Below are 18,375 nucleotides of genomic sequence, written 5' to 3' on the forward strand. Positions count from 1 at the left end.
ATCTTTCGTTCAAGTAAATGGGAAAGAGCGGTAGCCGCGTGTCCAGCTCCTATGTTGCCCACTTCCTTAAGTACATCTAATTGAACAGCTGAAAATCGATCACTGAATGTCATAGATTTATACTTCAGCCTTTTTCAGGTCATGTACCTCTTCAAGAGACAGCACCTTCTCAAGATTCAAAAGAACCAGCAATCGTTGTTCAAGATGGACTACTCCCTGTATAAATTCTAAACCTTCAGTACCTATCGCTTCAGAAGAAGGCTCAATTAATTCCTGATTGATATCAAGAACATCATTAGCTCCATCAACAATTAACCCGACAGCCAGGTCACCTATTTTAGCTGTAATAATTCTGGTTTGCTCAGTCATTCTGGTGTTTTCCATTCCTAATCTTTCACACAGGTCAATTATAGGAGTAACAACTCCTCTTAAGTTAATCACTCCTTTTACAAATGGAGCCGTTCCAGGGACTCGGGTGATCGGCATAATTTTCTCAATGGAACCTGCCTGATGAACAGGAATGGTATATTCTTCCTCGTTTAGCTGAAAGACAATTACCTTTAAAAAAGAGCTCATTTCTTCCATTATCATTCCTCCTCTATTTAATAAGTGTATGAGTATCAAGAATTAATGCTACTTGACCATCCCCTAAGATGGTGGCACCTGAAATTGCATATGCCCCGCTCAAGTAGTCACCGAGGGATTTTAATACGACTTCCTGCTGTCCAATAAAGGAATCTACAACAAGACCTGCCATTTTATCTCCTTTCCTAACAATAACCAGAGAATGATATTCATCCTCTTCGTATGATGAGGGTACTTCTAACACCTCTTCTAAAAAGACGAGCGGAACTACTTTCCCTCTAAAGTCGATCACTTGTCTTCTATGAGCTAACATAACGTCTTCTTTCTTAACAATGGCAGTTTCAATTATCGAACCAAGTGGAATCGCAAACTTCTCCTCATGCACTTCTACAAGCATGACAGAAATGATGGATAGCGTAAGAGGAAGTTGCACGGAAAAAATACTGCCTCGGTCAATCTCAGAATCTACTGTAATGGTACCACCCAGCGATTCGATTGTACTTTTAACTACGTCCAGCCCGACCCCTCGGCCGGATACATCAGAAATCGTCTCGGCGGTCGAAAAACCACTTTCCATTATTAATTCATAAACTTGTTTATTGTTCATGTTTAGAGCCTGGTGTTCTGTAACTACATGGTTACTTACCGCTTTTCGAATGACCTTATCCCGGTTAATCCCTGCACCATCATCTGCTATTTCTATAAACACATGATTGCCGCTATGGTAAGCCTTTAACTCCAGTTTTCCCGAAGGGTCTTTTCCTTTTCTTTCTCTTTCCGCTGGACTTTCTATTCCATGATCAAGAGCATTGCGGATTAAATGAACAAGAGGGTCTCCAACTTCATCGATAACGGTTCGATCAAGTTCTGTGTCTGCCCCAACTATACTCAAGCTCACTTGTTTACTTAGATCTCTGGAAAGCTGCCGCACCATGCGAGGGAAACGATTAAAAACTTGTTCCATCGGCACCATTCTCATATTAAGAATAATACTTTGCAAATCCCCTGAAATCCTTGACATGTGTTCCACCGTTTCCTGAAGTGCAGCGTGTTTTAATTCACTTGAAATTTGCTCCAGTCTTCCTTTATCAATAACAAGTTCCTCAAACAAATTCATCAGTACATCCAATCGATCTATATTTATACGTATCGTTTTATTACCAGTCTGCTTTTGATTTGTTTTTTCTGAAGTTACTGAAGCTATTTTCTCTTCAGATTTTATGTTGTTCTCAGGTGCTGAAGGATCGTTTTCGTCCGGATAAGGTAATTCAGGTGAGCGTGAGTCGATCAGGAATTCAGCGACCGCAACTCTCTCTATTTCCGAAACTTTATGTATCTTTTTTTCTACTTCTTCCATGTTGGAAGAGGTTATTAATAAAACTATAAAACTTTGTTCAAATTCTTCGTTCTCCAACTGCTCCACAGAGGGCACGGACAGAATAACTTCCCCCAATTGCTCAAGCACCTCAAAAACCATATAGACACGAGCTGCCTTTAACAGGCAATCATCTCTTAAAGTAACTTCGACCCGATAATTTTGCTGGCCTTGTTCTTTAGACTGCTCTAAAACTGTCCGGGTAAATTCGTCTAAAGATAAACTTACCGAAGTGTTCGCCTTTTGGGTTGGTTCCAAAGCAAAAGTTGTGGATTTTTCACCTATTTCAATACCTTCAAGCATTTTCACCACCCGTTTAATATCTCGATTACCAGCACCCCCACCTGCTATATCCATGACCATCGCTTCTAAATCATCTACTGAGTCGAATACGATATCCAACATGTCACCATCTACTTTAATTAGTTCATTGCGCACCCCATCTAGAACATTTTCCATCTGATGAGTTAAATTAGATAGATCCTGATAACCCATTGTAGCTGACATGCCTTTCAAGGTATGGGCCGATCTGAATATTTCGTTAACGATGGACAAGTCTTCAGGGTTTTTCTCTAACAATAATAGATGATCATTAATTGCTTGAAGATGCTCTTTACTTTCATCTATAAAAACTTCTAGGTATGGGTTATTATCCATTCTTCTTCCCCCTCTTTGATCTAAGAGCTTTTATGATACTGCTGCCAATTCCTGATAAAGGGATAACTTCATCAGCTAATCCAGCTTTAATAATAGCGTTTGGCATTCCAAATACAATACAGCTGTCTTCCGATTCTACAATGCTATAAGTCTGAGGATGTTTTCGTTTCAGCTCATGCAGTCCTCTTCTTCCATCCGATCCCATACCGGTCATCACGACCGAAATGGTCTGAACTTTCTCCAAAGCTGCGAGAGATAATAGCAAACGAGTTACAGCAGGACGATGACCCTGTAGAGGCGCAGATTCATCCAGATTGAAGAAAAGATGTCCCCTTACGTCAGACATAACCTGAATATGATAGCCACCTGGAGCAATGTAGGCGGTACCAATCCTCAGTTCCTCTCCATGTTCCGCTTCTTTTACCTGAAGCAAACAACTCTTATTTAGTCGTTCTGCCAAAGACTTGGTAAATCCCTTAGGCATATGCTGCACGATGACCAGAGGAGCGTCTAAATCGGCCGGTAACTGTGTGAATACTTCCTTAAGAGCTCTCGGACCGCCAGTAGAGGTTCCCATTGTAACAATTGGAGTGTCACGCTCAATTTCTTCTTTATTTAGCTTTTTATTATGTAAAAGTGGCTTGGCTGGTTTATAACTATTCACTTTCGCCCGGCTCCCTATCATTATTTTTGCAGCAATTATTATTCAATCACGCTTATGTTTAAAGAAATTGAACCAGATGGTTTCTCTATTTAATCAACTGCTCCAACAATTGCCCCCTTTATGGTGCTGTCCGATCCCTGTTTCGTCACATTTGAAACTATAAATACAAGTGCAGGTGAATGGGTCATGATCTTCTAAAATGCTGTCAGTCCATCTCCATAACAGCATTTCAACATCTAAATTTCGCTAAACAGTCTTTACCGTTTCGAGCTGTTGCCACCACTTGCATTTGGTCATCTTTATTTAAGATATCGGTTAGAAGAGACCTCATGAATGCCGGATCATCCACTACCATAACTTTTATCTTTTTCATCGTCTTGCTCCTTCACTAATGAACCGCCTCAATTTAAATAAAAATTCTTGATGGTGAAGTTTATTTTCAGATAGATTTATAAAATTATAGACTATTTTACTGATAGCTTTACTTGCCTGAGCTTCAGGAAATTGAATCGTAAAAGGCTTCTTCTGAATTGTTGAACGAATAACAGCACGGTCCTCAGGGATCCCCCCTAAATATTGGACTTGAGTTTTTAAATGACGATGAATTACTTCCTGAAAACGGAAGCTGGTATCTTCACTCTTCCTTTCCAAAAAGAAACGATTATGGAGTATCGAAATCGGAAAATCTATTTCCTTGGTTAGTAGCCGTTTAACAAGTCCGTATGTACTTCTAATTGAAGTGGGGGATAGTGTAGTTACAATGATCGCTTCATGAGCAGCCGTGATAAATTCCGGGCAATTCTCTTCTACATTTGATCTCATATTAAATAGAATATAATCATAGGACCTGTTTAACTCTTCAAACTGAGATTGAAAATATTGAAACTTACATTCATCAAGCTTAGAAAACACTTCCAACCCTGTTCCCCCGGCGAGATATGATAAAGATGATGGTGCCTGTTCGATAAGATCATGAATGGTTTTCCCTTCAGAGAAAAGATGAGCCAGTGAACGTGAAGGATGAACTGCTAATAATCGGTCGATTGTTCCCTTACCAACATCTAAATCAAAAATTAAGACCCGATGATTTTGTTCCATTAGTTTAATGCCAAAGTTAACAACGAAGGTGGATTTTCCTTCTCCTTCTATTCCGCTGGCAATAGCAATAGTGCGGGCTTTAGGTTCAATAACCCGGCTGCCCGTCATACGTAGCCGTAATTGTTCGGCTTGATCATGCATACCCATATCCCTCTGTAACTTTCCTGGCCAGCATGTCTGGCGAAGCTTCTTCAATGTCGTCCGGGACACTTTGCCCGTTAGTTAAGTAAGCGACACCAAGGTTGTGGCGAACTAGCAAATTAATTGCACTTCCAAAGGTAGAGGTTTCATCCTCTTTTGTAAAAATAACCTTGCTGATGGGAATATGCCGAAACTTCTCATAAATATCTTTCATATCTATATATTTACTTGTTAGCGATAATACTAAAAAAGTTTCGGAAGCATCATTAAATTTTAACAGCTGGTTTAACTCCTCTACATAAGAAGCCTGTAAGTAATTACGCCCAGCTGTATCCACTAATACAAGATCAAAATCTTTATACTTTTCTACTGCTTGTTCATAGTCTTCGAGGTCGTAGGCTACTTCAAGCGGAACGTCCAGTATTTTCGCATAGGTTTTCAATTGATCAATAGCCGCAATGCGGTATGTATCCGTGGTAATAAAGGCTACATTTAGTTTTTGATTCAAAATCGCTTCCGCTGCCAATTTGGCTGCGGTTGTTGTTTTTCCAACTCCAGTTGGTCCTACTAAATGCACAAATGTCTTACTCAAATGTTTATGTCCAAAAGGATGTGGATTCAGACGCTTGGTCATCTCCTCCGTTAATAACCGCTCCATCCCATCCTTTGGAGCAGAATGATCTGTCCCTTGTTTCCGGTCGATACTCTGTACAATACTTGCAGCAAGTTCAGGTTCTAGTTCTTGCGCAATTAGATGTTCATACCAGTCTGCGAATTTTCCAGAGCCCGGTGAGTGATCATTTTTAGATTCCATCGTCAAACGAAGCTGCTTCAACTCGTTCATGATGGCTTCATTCGATGATGCTGCCGATTCATTAGAACTTAATACCTGCGAATTTTTTGAAGAGGGCACCTTCTTCTGGATAGATGCGGAAGAATCTACGGCTGCAATGACTTCAATAAGATCCTTCTTGAACCTTTTGAATAGTCCCCTTGCTTTGACTGTTTTTGTATTCAAAACCACCGCTTCCGATCCTAATTCACTTTTCACCTTTTTCAAGACTTCCGGCATGGTAACTGCCTGAAATTTTTTTACCTTCATGCTACATTCACTACTCCTACACTTTGCACTTCAACAGTTGGCTCTAATTCGTTATAAGATAACACAACTACTTGAGGTAAGAATCGTTCCAGCAGCTGCTTGATGTACATGCGTACAGCTGGCGAGCACAACAAAACCGCCGTTTCTTCCTGAAGTGAAATTTGTTCAACTTGAGCTGCCACGGCACTAATAATGGATTGCTGACTTTCTGGATCCAATGCTAGATAACTGCCATGTTCTGTCTGTTGAATGTTGTCTGCGATTATTTTCTCTACTTTACCTGATACGGTGATAACTTTGACACTTTGGTCTTCTTTCATATATTGACGGGTGAGTTGGGCAGCTAATGATTGTCTCGCGTATTCAGCAAGCAGATCCGTATCGGTGGTCATTCTGCCGAAATCAGCCAGCGTTTCGAAAATCACGGGTAAATTATTAATAGACACGTTCTCACGCAAAAGCTTAGCCAAAACCTTTTGAACATCGCCAACTGATAAAGGCTCAGGTGTAACTTCGGCAACCAGAATTGGATAGGATTCTTTCAAATGATCAATCAGCTGCTGTGTTTCTTGACGTCCAAGGAGGGAATGGGCATGCTGTTTTATTACCTCAGTAATATGAGTGGATACAACAGATGGAGGATCAACTACGGTGTAGCCCGATAATTCCGCTTCATCTTTCTGATCCTCAGTAACCCATTTGGCAGGTAAACCGAAGGCAGGTTCCTGAGTTTCGATTCCTTCCAACTCCTCATCTTCGTCTCCTGGGCTCATGGCTAAATAATGATCAAGCAGAAGCTCGCCACGTGCCGCCTCGTTTCCTTTTATCTTTAACCGATACTCATTCGGATACAGCTGGATATTGTCCCTGATTCTTACAACAGGTATCACAATTCCTAATTCAATGGCCAACTGTCTCCGAATCATGACGATCCGGTCTAATAAATCCCCTCCCTGATTTGAATCAGCGATGGGAATAAGCGCATAGCCGAATTCGAACTCAATCGGATCCATACTGATTAAATTAACCACATTTTCAGGCGATTTCATTTGATCACTTTCCGTTTCATCCATCTCTTCGGGCTCATTTTCAACTGGTTCTTCAACTTCTCTAGAAAGCCAGTAAGCCCCAAACCCTAACACGGAAGCTATGAGAGTTGTAAGGAAGAATGGAATCGGAGTTAAACCTAATAGAAAAATAGTTCCAGCAGCTATATATAGCAGTTTAGGATACCGAAGCAGCTGACTAGTTATATCTGTACTTAAATTACCCTGAGAAGCTACGCGTGTTACTACAATTCCGGTAGCAGTAGATATAAGCAGGGCAGGTATTTGACTGACAAGACCATCCCCAACAGTTAATCGCATATAGGTATCAATAGCTTCATTGAAGGACATGCCCATCTGGACCATTCCTATAATTAATCCAAACACTATATTAATAAGTACAATGATAATACCAGCTATTGCATCTCCTTTAACAAATTTACTTGCTCCGTCCATCGCTCCATAAAAATCGGACTCATTTTCAATTTTTTCTCTGCGCTCTTTAGCTTGATGTTCATTAATCATACCTGCATTCAGATCAGCATCTATACTCATCTGCTTTCCGGGCATAGCATCTAAAGTAAATCTTGCAGCTACTTCAGATACACGCTCTGCCCCTTTAGTGATCACTAGAAATTGAATAATGACCAGAATGACAAATACGACAAATCCAACCAAAGGATTTCCTCCGATAACGAAAGTTCCAAATGTAGCAATGACACCTCCCGCTTCGGCTTCGGAAAGAATGGAACGGGTTGTTGAAACATTTAATCCAAGCCGAAATAATGTCAGCAATAATAACAGGGTTGGAAACACAGCAAATTGAAGCGCTTCTTCCATATTCATTGAAACTAAAATGACAATCAGAGCAAGCGTTATATTAATGAGTATAAAAAAACTAAGGAGCCACCCAGGAAGCGGGATAACAAGCATGACGATAATCAGGATCACGCCTAATAAAACGGATAAATCTCTTGCTGACATCAGTGGGCCTCCTTTACTTTAAATTTTTTCCAATTGATATACGTAAGCAAGAATCTCTGCTACTGCCTTATAGAACTGTTCATCAATGGGCTGATCGATCTCAGTATCTTTATACAAAGCTCTTGCTAGAGCACGGTTTTCAATGGTAACTACGTTGTTTGCTTTAGCTACTTCTTTAATCTTTAAAGCGATAAAGTCAACCCCTTTAGCTACAATGTAAGGAGCATCTCCCTGATCCTCACTGTACTTTACAGCAATTGCATAATGGGTGGGGTTCGTGATGATAACATCCGCATCAGGGACTTCACTCATCATACGGGAAGCAGACATTTGCCGCTGCTTCTCTTTAATTTTTGCTTTAATCTGTGGATCCCCTTCCATGTTCTTATGTTCATCTTTAATGTCTTTTTTAGACATTCGTATATTTTTCTCATGATCGTAGCGCTGATATGTATAATCAATAACGGAGAGAATAAGCAAGGCAAGTGCTGAAGCAAGTCCCATTAGAATTGTAGTGTTACCAAAAAAAGCAAGAGCTGCCTGTACGGATTTCTGGGACATCAGCATCATTTCATCTTTATTAATCCAGATAATCGCAAAAGTTATAGAACCTACCATGGCGATTTTCAGCAAGGACTTTACCAGCTCGACGAGAGCACGGGCAGAAAATATTTTTTTCGCTCCCTGAATAGGATCAAGCTTTTTTAAATCCACTTTTAATGGTTCACCGGTGAACATAATGCCTACCTGCAAAAGGTTAGATGATATGCCTGCTACAACGGCCACACCCATTATGGGAGCGATGACTTTACTAATCTCCCAAGTCATTTCAACAAAAATCGTATGAACTTGCATTTCAGTTACATCCCAGTGAATATATTCTTGAAACGCACGTTCATACATTCCTGTCATGGTTGACTTCATTTGGCCGCCCAGTAAAAACAGGACGCCAAATACCATTAATAGGAGAAAGCCGGTATTCACATCCTGGCTTTTGGGCACCTGGCCTTTTTTACGGCTGTCCTGTCTCTTCTTAGGCGTAGCTTTTTCTGTTTTTTCGTCTGCAGCAAAGAACTGCAGGTCTAAATGTAAGTAATGCATGAGCAGCTAGCCTCCGAATATTTGCATTAGACCACGCATAGTGGTGAGCATAGTTTCAAATAATTGTTCAATCAGCATCATATAAAAGGTCATTGCTATTACAAGGACGGAGAGAGCTATGAATATTTTAAGCGGTAAACCGACTACGAACACGTTTAGCTGGGGCACAGTACGGGCTACTATTCCAAGAGCAATATCTACAAGAAACAGGCAGCCTACAATAGGCGCAGCCATTAAAAAAGCTATAACAAACATCTGGTTGAAAGTGTCTATTACATATTGGATCCACGATTCGTCTTGAAGTGGCAGCAATTGATCAATTGGAATCAGGGAGTAGCTGTAAAACACACCTTCAATCATCAGGTGATGTCCATCAACGGCCAAAATAAATAACAGAGTAATAATATTGAAGTACTGACCGATTAAAGGACTTTGAGCTCCTGTTTGCGGATCAATAACATTAGCAATCGCGAATCCCATCTGAAAATCAATAAAACCACCTGCAATTTGAATCGCTGCCAGTACAATATAGGCTAATAAGCCAACTGCTATTCCGACAGCTGCTTCTTTGAATAAAAGTAAAAAATATTCCTCATCAACTGCAAGTTCAGGTATGGAAAGCGTGAAATACATCAGTAATGCAATAAAGAAGCTGAAACCAACTTTATGCTGATTTGGAACATTTCGATAAGAGAAGAGCGGGAGTGTGACAAAAAAGGAGGTTACTCGAATGAATATTAATAAAAACGCGGGAAGGCCCGCTAGATTAATCGAGTCCAGCATAGCTACCCCACCAACATATTTAAGTTACTGAATATACTGGCAGCAAACTCTACCATATTTGTCAGCATCCAGGGACCGAAAAATATTAAACCCACCATTACTGCTACAATCTTAGGAATAAAAGCAAGCGTCTGTTCTTGGATTTGCGTCGTTGCCTGAAAAATACTAACCAGGAGGCCGACCGCCAAAGCTAGAATCAGCAAGGGACCGGTAATCATTAACACGGTATAAATGCCCTCCTTAGCAAATGAAATGACCATTTGATCGTTCATATTATTGCCCCCCCTCCTAAAACCCTTCTAATAGAGATTTTGTAATTAAGAACCAACCATCAACCAACACAAATAATAATATTTTAAAAGGAAGTGATATCATGACGGGAGGCAGCATCATCATCCCCATGGACATAAGTACGCTTGCTACAGCCATATCAATAACGAGAAAAGGGACAAATATCATGAATCCCATTTGAAAAGCCGTTTTAAGTTCACTGATAGCAAAAGCTGGCACAAGTGTAGTGAGTGGAACATCCTGAATGGTCTCCGGCCGTTCCATTCCTGAATAATTCATGAATAGAGCTAAGTCCTTCTGCCTCGTATGTTTCCCCATAAAATCCTTCATAGGAATACTGGCTTCTTCATAAGCTTCATCCAATGTGATTTCCTCATTGAACAACGGCGTTAAGGCCTGGTTATTTACTTCCTGGAAGGTAGGCGCCATTATAAAAAATGTTAAAAAAAGAGCAATACCAACCAAAACTTGATTGGGCGGCATTTGCTGAGTCGCAAGTGAAGTCCTTACAAAAGAAAGTACGATCAGAATCCTTGTGAAACTCGTCATCAAAATCAATATTCCAGGAGCAAGGGACAAGACCGTTAATAAAAGAAGCAATTTAACTGAAGTAGAAATATCTTCAGGGTCTGAACCGGAGAAGATATCGATAAATTCATTCATGATCTTTGCCCTCCTGATCCTGTCTTGATGCATTTTCCCTTTTTTCTTTCATATCTTTAAGCTGTTTCTCAAATAGGTGCTGAAACTGTAGCGTGGAAGTATTTTCTTCCTTTCCTTTATCCTTTTTCCATTTTCCCAGCCACTTATCCAAACGGAAAGCTTGTTCCATTCCTTGATGTTTATCCTTTTGGATCAAAGCGGCTTTGGTCGAAGGATCCGAGATCTCGGTAATGATTTCTACAGAATCCCCAACGCCAAGAATAAACACTTGTTCCCCAATACGCACAGCCTGAATCGAACGGTTAGGTGCAAGGTTCATCCCACCGAGGTTTTCCATTGTTCGATTCTGATTGAATACCTTATTTCTGGAATTAAAAAACTTTAATAGTCCGTATATGAGAGCTAATACTAGCAATAGAACAAAAACCAGTTTTGCGATATTCCACAATAAGGAACCTTCAGCTTCTTCCAGTTGAGGGGGGGTGTCTCCAGAGGGAGCCTCAGAATCTTCTGCTGAGTTAGAAGATGGGCATCCATCAAGCTGAGGGTTTTCTAAACACTCAGTGGCAGATGGTGCAGCTTGAACGAACCCTGCACTGCCGAGACAAATAGTAAATAAAGCGATAATGAAAGCTGTCCATCTAGTTGTTCGATACATAAACATTCCTCTTTAACTTAAGGCTTTTTGAATGGCTTCAATAACACGATCAGCCTGGAAGGGTTTAACGATAAAATCTTTAGCCCCTGCTTGAATAGCATCGACAACCATTGCCTGTTGACCCATAGCAGAACACATAATTACTTTAGCATTGGGGTTATGCTGCTTTATTTCCTTCAGTGCTGTGATTCCATCCATTTCGGGCATTGTAATGTCCATCGTTACGAGGTCAGGATTTTTTTCTTTATATAATTCCACTGCTTTTTTCCCATCCTCTGCTTCAGCTGCAATTTCATACCCACTTTTCGTAAGAATGTCCTTCACCATCATTCTCATAAAAGCTGCATCATCTACAATCATTATTCTTTCTCCCATTTTACTTCCTCCTTGATTAACGTAATTTACTCAGTCGATCTCTAGGGCTTAATATGTCGGTTACCCGTACACCGAAGTTCTCGTCGATCACTACAACTTCTCCCTTAGCCATCAGTTTTTCATTTACAAGAATATCAACTGGTTCCCCTGCTAACTTATCCAGTTCTACCACAGAACCTGCTGATATTTCTAAAATTTCCTTTATTGTACGCTTCGTGCGACCAAGTTCTACGGTGACTTTTAACGGAATGTCCATCAGCATGTCTAAGTTTCTCTGTTCACTGTTATTAAGCTGGACAGATTCAAAGTTTTGGAATTGAGCGGTTTGAATATTCGCCTCATTAACCTTTTGCCCTACCGGTCCTCCTACGTATTGAGGTTCAACTTCCTCGTGGGATGTTGATGTACTCGAACCCTTGTAAGACTCCCCCGTTGTAACAGCAGCTTTGTTTGGCGGATCGTCTTCTCTTGAATTTGAAGATTTTTCGTGTGGTTTTTGAGGCGGTTCTTGGTCCTCGGGATTCATTAACTGGTCCACTAACTCTCTAGCAAAACCAACAGGAAGCAGCTGCATAATACTAGAATCGATCAATGTCCCCACTTTAAGCTGGAAAGAAACTTTCACAAGAGTTTCATCATTTGGAATCTGATCCGTACCCCGATCTTCCTCAAGGTTTAACACTTCAATGGTAGGTGGAGAGATATCCACTTTTTTATTAAATATAGTTGACATGCTGGTCGCTGCTGACCCCATCATTTGGTTCATAGCTTCCTGGACAGCACTTAAAGAAATTTCATTTAATTGGTCATCAGGAGAACTGCCATCTCCGCCCAGCATAAGATCTGCTATAATAGCCGCATCTTTAGTATTAATAACAAGAACATTTTCACCTGAAAATCCATCCGTGTAAGTAACACCGACTGCAACATACGGTTTCGGAAATTCATCAGGCAGACGATTACGGTTTACAACTGTGATTTTCGGTGTTGTAATTTGCACTTTCTGGTTTAACAAGGAAGACAAAGCTGTAGCAGAACTCCCAAAAGATATATTGCCGATTTCACCTAGTGCATCTTCTTCAAGTATTGATAATTCTTTTGCCGAACCTTGATCATAAGATGAGCGATTAAGATCTTCACCGGTACTGCCATTCAGAAGGGCATCTATTTCATCCTGGGATAACATATCGTCACTCATTTCTTTCGGCCTCCCCTCGATAGTCTTCTAGTACTTGCACAGCGAGATGATTTTTAATTGTACCCGGCTGTACATGAAACTTTTGTTCGTTATCTACTTTTAATGTCATAGGTCTGTCAATTTGCTGACTTAGTCGAATCACATCATTTTCCTTCAACCCTAAGAACTGCTGAATCGATATGTTGGACTCTCCGAGCAAAGCTTTTATATCTACTTCTGCCCCTTTGATGGTTTTAGTTAAAGCTTCATATTCTTCAGGATCTCTATCTTTTGGCTGTTGCTTTTGCATCCAATAATGTACGGATAGCTTCGGGATGATTGGTTCCAACACTACGTGAGGGATGCATATATTAATCATACCGCTCGATTCTCCAATGGTTGTATTTAAGGAAACAACTACCACCGTCTCATTAGGTGATACCATTTGCAGGAATTGAGGATTCACTTCAAATTCTTCCAGTATTGGGTCGATCTCCACTATAGAACCCCAGGCTTCCTGATAGTTATCGAGGGCTTTCTCGAATAAGTGAGACATAATAGTAGTTTCAATTTCTGTTAAGTTGTCCACTTTGCTTACACTGCTACCTCTGCCTCCCAGGACTCGGTCCAGCATGGCATACGCCACATTAGGGTTGGTTTCAAGCAGAATTCTCCCCTCTAATGGGGCTACACTGAATATATTCAGTATGGTCATCGTTGGAATAGATCTGATAAATTCTTCATAAGGCAGCTGGTCTACTGAAGCGACTTCGATATTTACATATGTTCGTAGATGTGCTGAAAAATATGTAGTAAGCAGTCTGGAGAAATTTTCATGTATTCTTGAAAGACTTCTAATTTGGTCTTTTGAGAATCGCAGCGCTCTTTTAAAGTCGTAGGAGCGAACTTTTCTCTCTTTTTCTTCATTCTTTAATTCTTCGGCATCCATTTCACCCGTTGATAAAGCGGATAGCAAGGAATCTATTTCATTCTGAGAAAGAACCTCTTCTGCCACACTCTCACCCCCCTCACCCGGATTGTTAATTATTGTAGGACCTTGTCTACTGTATAAACATCAGTAACGGTCCCCTGGCTCATTACCTCGTTCAATTTTGCTTTTAACTGATCCTCAAGGTTACCCAGACCCGATTGAAACGATTCCGAATCCATAACCGCAAGTTCTTTAATCAATATATTTTGCATCTGGAAATCCCTCTTTTGTAATTCTTCTAAAGATTTCTTGCTGTCTGTTACCACACGAAAGCGGATGCGGACAAAGTCCCCATTTTTTAAATCCGTTGTAATATCCTCAGTCAGCATGGAAGACTCACGCATTTCATCAATGGATCTTTTTCCACTTACTTCATCTGCACCATTCAGATTCATGACGATAATAAGGGTGGCTGCACCGAGAAGAGTAAGTGTACTGAGAATAATAATCATCGTCTTAAAGACTCGATTTTTAATCGTCATCACCTGCCTGTCCGGCTATTCTAAAAAGCCCTACTTCTCTATAAAACCTTTTAATTTTCTTTACAACAATTTCTTCCTGCTCTTTAACCAGAAGCTTTTTTCCTTGAGTTGTAGTTATCATAGTGTCCGGATTGGATTGAATTTGCTCTATGTAGATCGCATTTAAGATAAACGAATCTCCGTTTAATTTCGTTAAAGCTATCATAATGATCAGGGAGGCTTTATAGTCAGCCTCCCCGCCCTCCTCTCCGGTTATCGTTTCAAGTTGACTAGTTCCTGAAGAATTTCATCCGAAGTAGTTATAATCCTCGTATTGGCCTGAAATCCTCTTTGTGCTGTAATCATTTCAGTGAAGGATTCAGCTAAATCCACATTGGACATCTCAAGAGCTCCTGCGACCATTTGCCCAGTTCCATCTTCTCCTGCAACCGACAGATCACCTAATCCACCAATCGGTTCGCCAGCGTTAGTAGTATAGCGATAGGAATTGCCGCCAAGCTTTTCAAGACCGCTTGGGTTAGCAAAGTTAGCCAGTCTGATTTGCCCTGCTACTTTGGGTGTACCATCAACATCTACATAACTTACAGCACCGTCCGGCTGGATACTGAAACTCTGGGCGTCTTCAGGAATAGTAATCATTCCAGCATTGTTTTGTGCGGTATTCGGACCGTTCTGGTTTATAGTATAAGGCTCACCAACTAAGTATTTTCCTTCATTGTTCACGATTGCCCCTTCAGAATCTAAATAGAAATTTCCTGCTCTGGTAAAGCTTGTATTAACGTTGTCAAGATTGAATGCTTTCCCGTCAGTATTAATGTCATCCGTTCCACCTTCGGCAAGCATAAACATCCCGTCTCCTTCAAGAGACAAATCCAGGGGGCGATTCGTTGTCTGGCGATTGCCTTGAGTATGGATTGTATCAATGGATCCTGTTTGAGATCCCAGCCCTACTTGAGAAGGGTTCAAGCCTCCTCGCGTGTTACCGTTTGCTCCCTCAGTAGGCCCTTGAGCTCCTGTCATCGTTTGACTCATCATATCCTGAAATGTAACGCGCCCTTTTTTGTAACCGTACGTATTTACATTGGCTATGTTATTTCCTATCGTATCTAATTGTGTTTGAAAGCCTTTCATTCCGGAAATACCCGCATACATTGAACGTAGCATATTGCAACATTCCTCTCATTTTTTAATTAATTCAGCCGCTTCCATCAGTCAGCGGTAGTAAGGCCTCCCTTGAGGGTCCAGCCTAATCTTCTAATACAATAGTGCCATTAATGTTTGTAAAAATATGAGATGAAGCTTCTTCTCTTCCAAGCGCTGTAACTACGGTGTTATTTTTAGTACTTACTACAAAAGCCGCCTGGTTAGTAATGACTAAACTGTCCGTTACTCCTTTGGATTTGGCTTCCGCCATCTTATTTGAAATCTCATTCCATTTGTTCTCATCAATTTCTATATTCCGTTGTTTCAATCGCTTTTCTGCATGTTTACTTATTTTTAACGTTTGAGCCTCATTAAGGACCTTTTGAAAGGAGGTCTCTGTTTTCGTCTTCGTTTTGTGCCGTTGAGGTGCCTGCAGTGGTTGGTGAAATTGATGAATGCGGGGATCCAATCTATACACCGGAACTTTCTTCACCTGTTTCACTGACAGATGTAATTTGGTTGACTGGCAGTTTAAGGCCTGATTTCAACTCAAGAGATGTATTTCCGTCTTTTTGAACGACGGATGTGACTACTCCTTTTTCCAGACGCTCCTCAACCCCCGTTTCTTCATTAACCACTGGATAGGTGACCTCCTTACCTATCAAACTGCTATATTGTATCAGGGGCGGTAGACTTTGAGTTTCTATAAATTGCTCCATTGATTGAGACATATTCGTCATTTGTTCCAAATTAGAAAACTGGGTCATCTGGGAGATAAACTCTTTATCTTTCATAGGGTCAAGAGGATTTTGATTTTGAATTTGCGCCATTAAAATTTTTAAGAAATCCTCTTTTCCGAGCGAGGAATTTGTGCTCCCTGTAGCGGGCTGATTTTTTAAATAGTAGGACGAATCAATCGTATTCATGTCATCACCTAAACTTTCTCATTCATTAAAATATCGTAAAAAGACTCTCCATCCTCAGCTTGTTCTTGACTATCCGTATCTATCAAATTTGACTGTTTTTCTTTTTGTTCTTCGTGCCCGGCTTGCTCCTCATCGAAAGAATAGAATGATTGCTGGTCAGTTAATCCTTCATTCTTCTCAACTACGACCTGCTGAGGAGAGAACATATGACGCAACTGACCCATATTACTTTCCAGCATTTCTTTCGCTGCTTGACTACTGGCAATAATCTTCACGGTTAGTTCACCATTTATCTGCGCAAGTTTCACCGTCATCTCCCCAAGATTGAGAGGCTTAAGTTTTAACTGCATTTCCATACTGCCCGGCTTGCTGGTAAACCACCGGCTGGATTGAAGAATACGTTCCAGTTCTTTCATAAACTGGTTTGGGATAGAAGAAGACGGCTGGTTCTGATGGATCTGGATGACATGTTGCTCTACTTTCGACATCGGCATGGTTTGAAGAGAAGGTACCGACGTTCCAGAATTGTCCGTATGCTTCTCTATATACTGCGAAATCCACTTCCCCATTTCCTTTCCATTAATAGGCGACAACCTTTGATAACCAGACGGAACAGTTTGTCTATTCTGATAGGTATTCCATATACCTCTAAACAGCTTATTTTCAAATTCAGTTCCTTGCTCTGATAGCTTGCTCAGCATGGAGGTCCATTTTCCCTCAGGTACTTGATTGGATATTTGAGAGATCGATTGAATGACATCTTTAATAACTAATGCTTTGGTTGAATGACCATTCGCTTGGGAATGAGCATCCCTATTATTGTTTTCTAAACTATGAATGTTTTGCTGGAACTTAACCCATAATTTTTGGAGATCAATCTCTTTCTGCTCAAAGTTATTAAATAATTGGCTTTTTTCCAATTGCGTCACGTTGGAAGAAATAGGGATGGTAAAAAAGTGGGCGTCATTCGACATTTTCTTTTTTTTCGCCTCAGTGCCTTTAAGTGCATTCTGAACCAAGTGTATGGTTTCATTGATGGTTTGAAGAAGATCTAAAACCTTTTGGTCTTTCACTAGGCTAGTCTCTTCTTTCGAAGTACCCTCTTCTGCTTCATCCGTTTTAATTACTCCTTGAAGCATTTTAAGGGCGGACTCGAAACCCGTTAATAGGTTCAAATCTGAAGGCGTCACTGCATCAGCTTCAAACTGAATTTGGAGCTCAGCCAGCTGTTCTAGTTCTTTTAACCCCTTTCTACTTCCTTGATCTGTTTCTTTTTGATAGGACTTCAGTTCGGTTAACAGTTCATTCAATTGGTTGCGAAGCTTTTGAACCATTTCATCAATTGGACCTATATCTGCCTGGCCCGGAACATTTAAACTCTCCCTATTCTCTTGCAGGGTAGATAATAAGTCCTGAAATGATTCCTTGGTATTCTTACCTTCTGCTGGGGAGTTAAATAGAAGCAGCGGATGGGATCCTGCAGTGCTAGACATCTGATGGACATGATTCATTGTTTTCACCTCCTTTCAAGAAAAACGCCATTAATTATCAGATGAGTTAATGATTTCACCAGCGATTCCTGCAGCAGCTTCTGGACTCATCTGACCAAAAATCAAACCTCTCTCTTCACTTGCTACATTTACAAGCACCTGTATAGCAAGCTCTTGACTCATGTTCTCTAAAATAGGCGCCGCTTCTTCCGGCTCCATTTGCTGAAAGGAAGCAGCCATGTTCATCACTTTCTCATTTTCAGGTTTTTCTTCTTTTCCTTCTTGGGCTGATTTAACATCAGCTTCTAATTTAACTACCTTTTGTTTAAGTTCATCAACCTCTGTCTGTTTCGCGCTGAGTTCTTCTTCAAGCAGCTCAATCTCTTCATTCCTGGCGTCAAGAGAAGTCTGGAGTTCCTTGTTGTTTGATTTGGTATTTTCTTCTTCTGGAGTAGAAGCGCTTTGAGACATCCCCGGCACTTTACTTACATACTTTCCAGCTTGTTCTGTAACATTCACTCCGAGAAGAGTTAAGACAATCCAAGCTAAGGTGATGGCAAATACTATGGGAATGATAATTACAAAGAAGAACCATTGAAGTTTACTGCCTTGCTGCTTATCAGTTATTTTCTTTGCCATAACC

At 40.6% G+C, this 18,375-nt stretch carries 22 protein-coding genes; all 22 read right to left on the bottom strand.

The features are described from left to right. The coding region (locus WAM07_RS16980; protein ID WP_422168617.1) for a chemotaxis protein CheC at nt 1-113 on the bottom strand (113 nt) is incomplete at its 3' end. A 4-nt stretch (nt 114-117) separates the two neighbouring features. Beyond that, nucleotides 118-585 (bottom strand): chemotaxis protein CheW, encoded by a 468-nt coding sequence (locus WAM07_RS16985; RefSeq protein WP_422168590.1) that lies wholly within the window; start codon nt 583-585, stop codon nt 118-120. 13 nt (nt 586-598) lie between these two features. Then, nucleotides 599-2,617, bottom strand: a complete 2,019-nt coding sequence (locus WAM07_RS16990; RefSeq protein WP_422168591.1) for a chemotaxis protein CheW — start codon at nt 2,615-2,617, stop codon at nt 599-601. Next, on the bottom strand, nt 2,610-3,281 hold the full coding sequence (locus tag WAM07_RS16995; RefSeq protein WP_422168592.1) for a CheB methylesterase domain-containing protein: 672 nt from the start codon (nt 3,279-3,281) through the stop codon (nt 2,610-2,612). Before WAM07_RS16995 ends, WAM07_RS16990 begins: the two co-directional genes overlap by 8 nt. A 369-nt stretch (nt 3,282-3,650) precedes the next feature. Further along, on the bottom strand, nt 3,651-4,520 hold the full coding sequence (locus WAM07_RS17000; protein WP_422168593.1) for an AAA family ATPase: 870 nt from the start codon (nt 4,518-4,520) through the stop codon (nt 3,651-3,653). Next, a complete protein-coding gene (flhF, locus tag WAM07_RS17005) occupies nt 4,513-5,622 on the bottom strand; it encodes a flagellar biosynthesis protein FlhF (protein ID WP_422168594.1) in 1,110 nt (369 codons plus the stop codon). The genes WAM07_RS17000 and flhF overlap by 8 nt, the downstream gene beginning before the upstream one ends. After that, nucleotides 5,619-7,652 carry a flagellar biosynthesis protein FlhA gene (gene flhA / locus WAM07_RS17010; RefSeq protein ID WP_422168595.1) on the bottom strand — a complete coding sequence of 678 codons (2,034 nt, stop codon included), beginning with the start codon at nt 7,650-7,652 and terminating at the stop codon, nt 5,619-5,621. The genes flhF and flhA overlap by 4 nt, the downstream gene beginning before the upstream one ends. Before the next feature lie 18 nt (nt 7,653-7,670). After that, nucleotides 7,671-8,753, bottom strand: a complete 1,083-nt coding sequence (flhB, locus tag WAM07_RS17015; protein WP_422168596.1) for a flagellar biosynthesis protein FlhB — start codon at nt 8,751-8,753, stop codon at nt 7,671-7,673. 6 nt (nt 8,754-8,759) lie between these two features. Continuing rightward, nucleotides 8,760-9,536 carry a flagellar biosynthetic protein FliR gene (gene fliR / locus WAM07_RS17020; protein WP_422168597.1) on the bottom strand — a complete coding sequence of 259 codons (777 nt, stop codon included), beginning with the start codon at nt 9,534-9,536 and terminating at the stop codon, nt 8,760-8,762. Nucleotides 9,537-9,538: 2 nt separating this feature from the next. Next, complete coding sequence (fliQ, locus tag WAM07_RS17025; protein ID WP_089750916.1) at nt 9,539-9,808, bottom strand: flagellar biosynthesis protein FliQ; 270 nt, start codon at nt 9,806-9,808, stop codon at nt 9,539-9,541. 16 nt (nt 9,809-9,824) lie between these two features. After that, entirely contained in the window at nt 9,825-10,490 is a 666-nt protein-coding gene (gene fliP, locus WAM07_RS17030) for a flagellar type III secretion system pore protein FliP (protein WP_014643287.1), read from the bottom strand. After that, a complete protein-coding gene (locus WAM07_RS17035; protein ID WP_422168598.1) occupies nt 10,483-11,148 on the bottom strand; it encodes a flagellar biosynthetic protein FliO in 666 nt (221 codons plus the stop codon). The genes fliP and WAM07_RS17035 overlap by 8 nt, the downstream gene beginning before the upstream one ends. Nucleotides 11,149-11,160: 12 nt before the next feature. Continuing rightward, nucleotides 11,161-11,523 carry a response regulator gene (locus tag WAM07_RS17040; protein ID WP_422168599.1) on the bottom strand — a complete coding sequence of 121 codons (363 nt, stop codon included), beginning with the start codon at nt 11,521-11,523 and terminating at the stop codon, nt 11,161-11,163. Nucleotides 11,524-11,539: 16 nt separating this feature from the next. Beyond that, a complete protein-coding gene (gene fliY, locus WAM07_RS17045; RefSeq protein WP_422168600.1) occupies nt 11,540-12,721 on the bottom strand; it encodes a flagellar motor switch phosphatase FliY in 1,182 nt (393 codons plus the stop codon). Then, nucleotides 12,714-13,715, bottom strand: coding sequence for a flagellar motor switch protein FliM (fliM, locus tag WAM07_RS17050; RefSeq protein WP_422168601.1), 1,002 nt, complete (start codon nt 13,713-13,715; stop codon nt 12,714-12,716). The genes fliY and fliM overlap by 8 nt, the downstream gene beginning before the upstream one ends. A gap of 29 nt (nt 13,716-13,744) precedes the next feature. Next, nucleotides 13,745-14,173 (bottom strand): flagellar basal body-associated protein FliL, encoded by a 429-nt coding sequence (gene fliL, locus WAM07_RS17055; protein WP_422168618.1) that lies wholly within the window; start codon nt 14,171-14,173, stop codon nt 13,745-13,747. After that, on the bottom strand, nt 14,163-14,378 hold the full coding sequence (locus tag WAM07_RS17060) for a flagellar FlbD family protein (protein ID WP_422168602.1): 216 nt from the start codon (nt 14,376-14,378) through the stop codon (nt 14,163-14,165). Before WAM07_RS17060 ends, fliL begins: the two co-directional genes overlap by 11 nt. A 47-nt stretch (nt 14,379-14,425) precedes the next feature. Next, nucleotides 14,426-15,337 (bottom strand): flagellar basal body rod protein FlgG, encoded by a 912-nt coding sequence (flgG, locus tag WAM07_RS17065; protein ID WP_422168603.1) that lies wholly within the window; start codon nt 15,335-15,337, stop codon nt 14,426-14,428. Between the two features lie 82 nt (nt 15,338-15,419). Next, nucleotides 15,420-15,818 (bottom strand): TIGR02530 family flagellar biosynthesis protein, encoded by a 399-nt coding sequence (locus tag WAM07_RS17070; protein WP_422168604.1) that lies wholly within the window; start codon nt 15,816-15,818, stop codon nt 15,420-15,422. Further along, entirely contained in the window at nt 15,787-16,242 is a 456-nt protein-coding gene (gene flgD / locus WAM07_RS17075) for a flagellar hook assembly protein FlgD (protein ID WP_422168605.1), read from the bottom strand. The genes WAM07_RS17070 and flgD overlap by 32 nt, the downstream gene beginning before the upstream one ends. Nucleotides 16,243-16,250: 8 nt before the next feature. After that, entirely contained in the window at nt 16,251-17,753 is a 1,503-nt protein-coding gene (locus WAM07_RS17080; protein ID WP_422168606.1) for a flagellar hook-length control protein FliK, read from the bottom strand. Nucleotides 17,754-17,783: 30 nt separating this feature from the next. Continuing rightward, the gene (locus WAM07_RS17085) at nt 17,784-18,371 is read right to left on the bottom strand and encodes a MotE family protein (protein ID WP_422168607.1); all 588 of its coding nucleotides are present in this window, start codon (nt 18,369-18,371) and stop codon (nt 17,784-17,786) included. Between the last annotated feature and the right edge of the window lie 4 nt (nt 18,372-18,375).

Source organism: Halobacillus sp. (genome assembly GCF_049282395.1).
Classification (GTDB): domain Bacteria; phylum Bacillota; class Bacilli; order Bacillales; family Halobacillaceae; genus Halobacillus.

What these genes read in the sequence shown, in the direction of transcription:
- WAM07_RS16985 (WP_422168590.1), bottom strand. Translation starts at nt 585, where the DNA reads ATGGAAGAAATGAGCTCTTTTTTAAAGGTAATTGTCTTTCAGCTAAAC.
- WAM07_RS16990 (WP_422168591.1), bottom strand. Translation starts at nt 2,617, where the DNA reads ATGGATAATAACCCATACCTAGAAGTTTTTATAGATGAAAGTAAAGAG.
- WAM07_RS17000 (WP_422168593.1), bottom strand. Translation starts at nt 4,520, where the DNA reads ATGCATGATCAAGCCGAACAATTACGGCTACGTATGACGGGCAGCCGG.
- flhF (WP_422168594.1), bottom strand. Translation starts at nt 5,622, where the DNA reads ATGAAGGTAAAAAAATTTCAGGCAGTTACCATGCCGGAAGTCTTGAAA.
- flhA (WP_422168595.1), bottom strand. Translation starts at nt 7,652, where the DNA reads ATGTCAGCAAGAGATTTATCCGTTTTATTAGGCGTGATCCTGATTATC.
- flhB (WP_422168596.1), bottom strand. Translation starts at nt 8,753, where the DNA reads ATGCATTACTTACATTTAGACCTGCAGTTCTTTGCTGCAGACGAAAAA.
- fliR (WP_422168597.1), bottom strand. Translation starts at nt 9,536, where the DNA reads ATGCTGGACTCGATTAATCTAGCGGGCCTTCCCGCGTTTTTATTAATA.
- fliQ (WP_089750916.1), bottom strand. Translation starts at nt 9,808, where the DNA reads ATGAACGATCAAATGGTCATTTCATTTGCTAAGGAGGGCATTTATACC.
- fliP (WP_014643287.1), bottom strand. Translation starts at nt 10,490, where the DNA reads ATGAATGAATTTATCGATATCTTCTCCGGTTCAGACCCTGAAGATATT.
- WAM07_RS17035 (WP_422168598.1), bottom strand. Translation starts at nt 11,148, where the DNA reads ATGTATCGAACAACTAGATGGACAGCTTTCATTATCGCTTTATTTACT.
- WAM07_RS17040 (WP_422168599.1), bottom strand. Translation starts at nt 11,523, where the DNA reads ATGGGAGAAAGAATAATGATTGTAGATGATGCAGCTTTTATGAGAATG.
- fliY (WP_422168600.1), bottom strand. Translation starts at nt 12,721, where the DNA reads ATGAGTGACGATATGTTATCCCAGGATGAAATAGATGCCCTTCTGAAT.
- fliL (WP_422168618.1), bottom strand. Translation starts at nt 14,173, where the DNA reads ATGACGATTAAAAATCGAGTCTTTAAGACGATGATTATTATTCTCAGT.
- WAM07_RS17060 (WP_422168602.1), bottom strand. Translation starts at nt 14,378, where the DNA reads ATGATAGCTTTAACGAAATTAAACGGAGATTCGTTTATCTTAAATGCG.
- flgG (WP_422168603.1), bottom strand. Translation starts at nt 15,337, where the DNA reads ATGCTACGTTCAATGTATGCGGGTATTTCCGGAATGAAAGGCTTTCAA.
- flgD (WP_422168605.1), bottom strand. Translation starts at nt 16,242, where the DNA reads ATGAATACGATTGATTCGTCCTACTATTTAAAAAATCAGCCCGCTACA.
- WAM07_RS17080 (WP_422168606.1), bottom strand. Translation starts at nt 17,753, where the DNA reads ATGAATCATGTCCATCAGATGTCTAGCACTGCAGGATCCCATCCGCTG.
- WAM07_RS17085 (WP_422168607.1), bottom strand. Translation starts at nt 18,371, where the DNA reads ATGGCAAAGAAAATAACTGATAAGCAGCAAGGCAGTAAACTTCAATGG.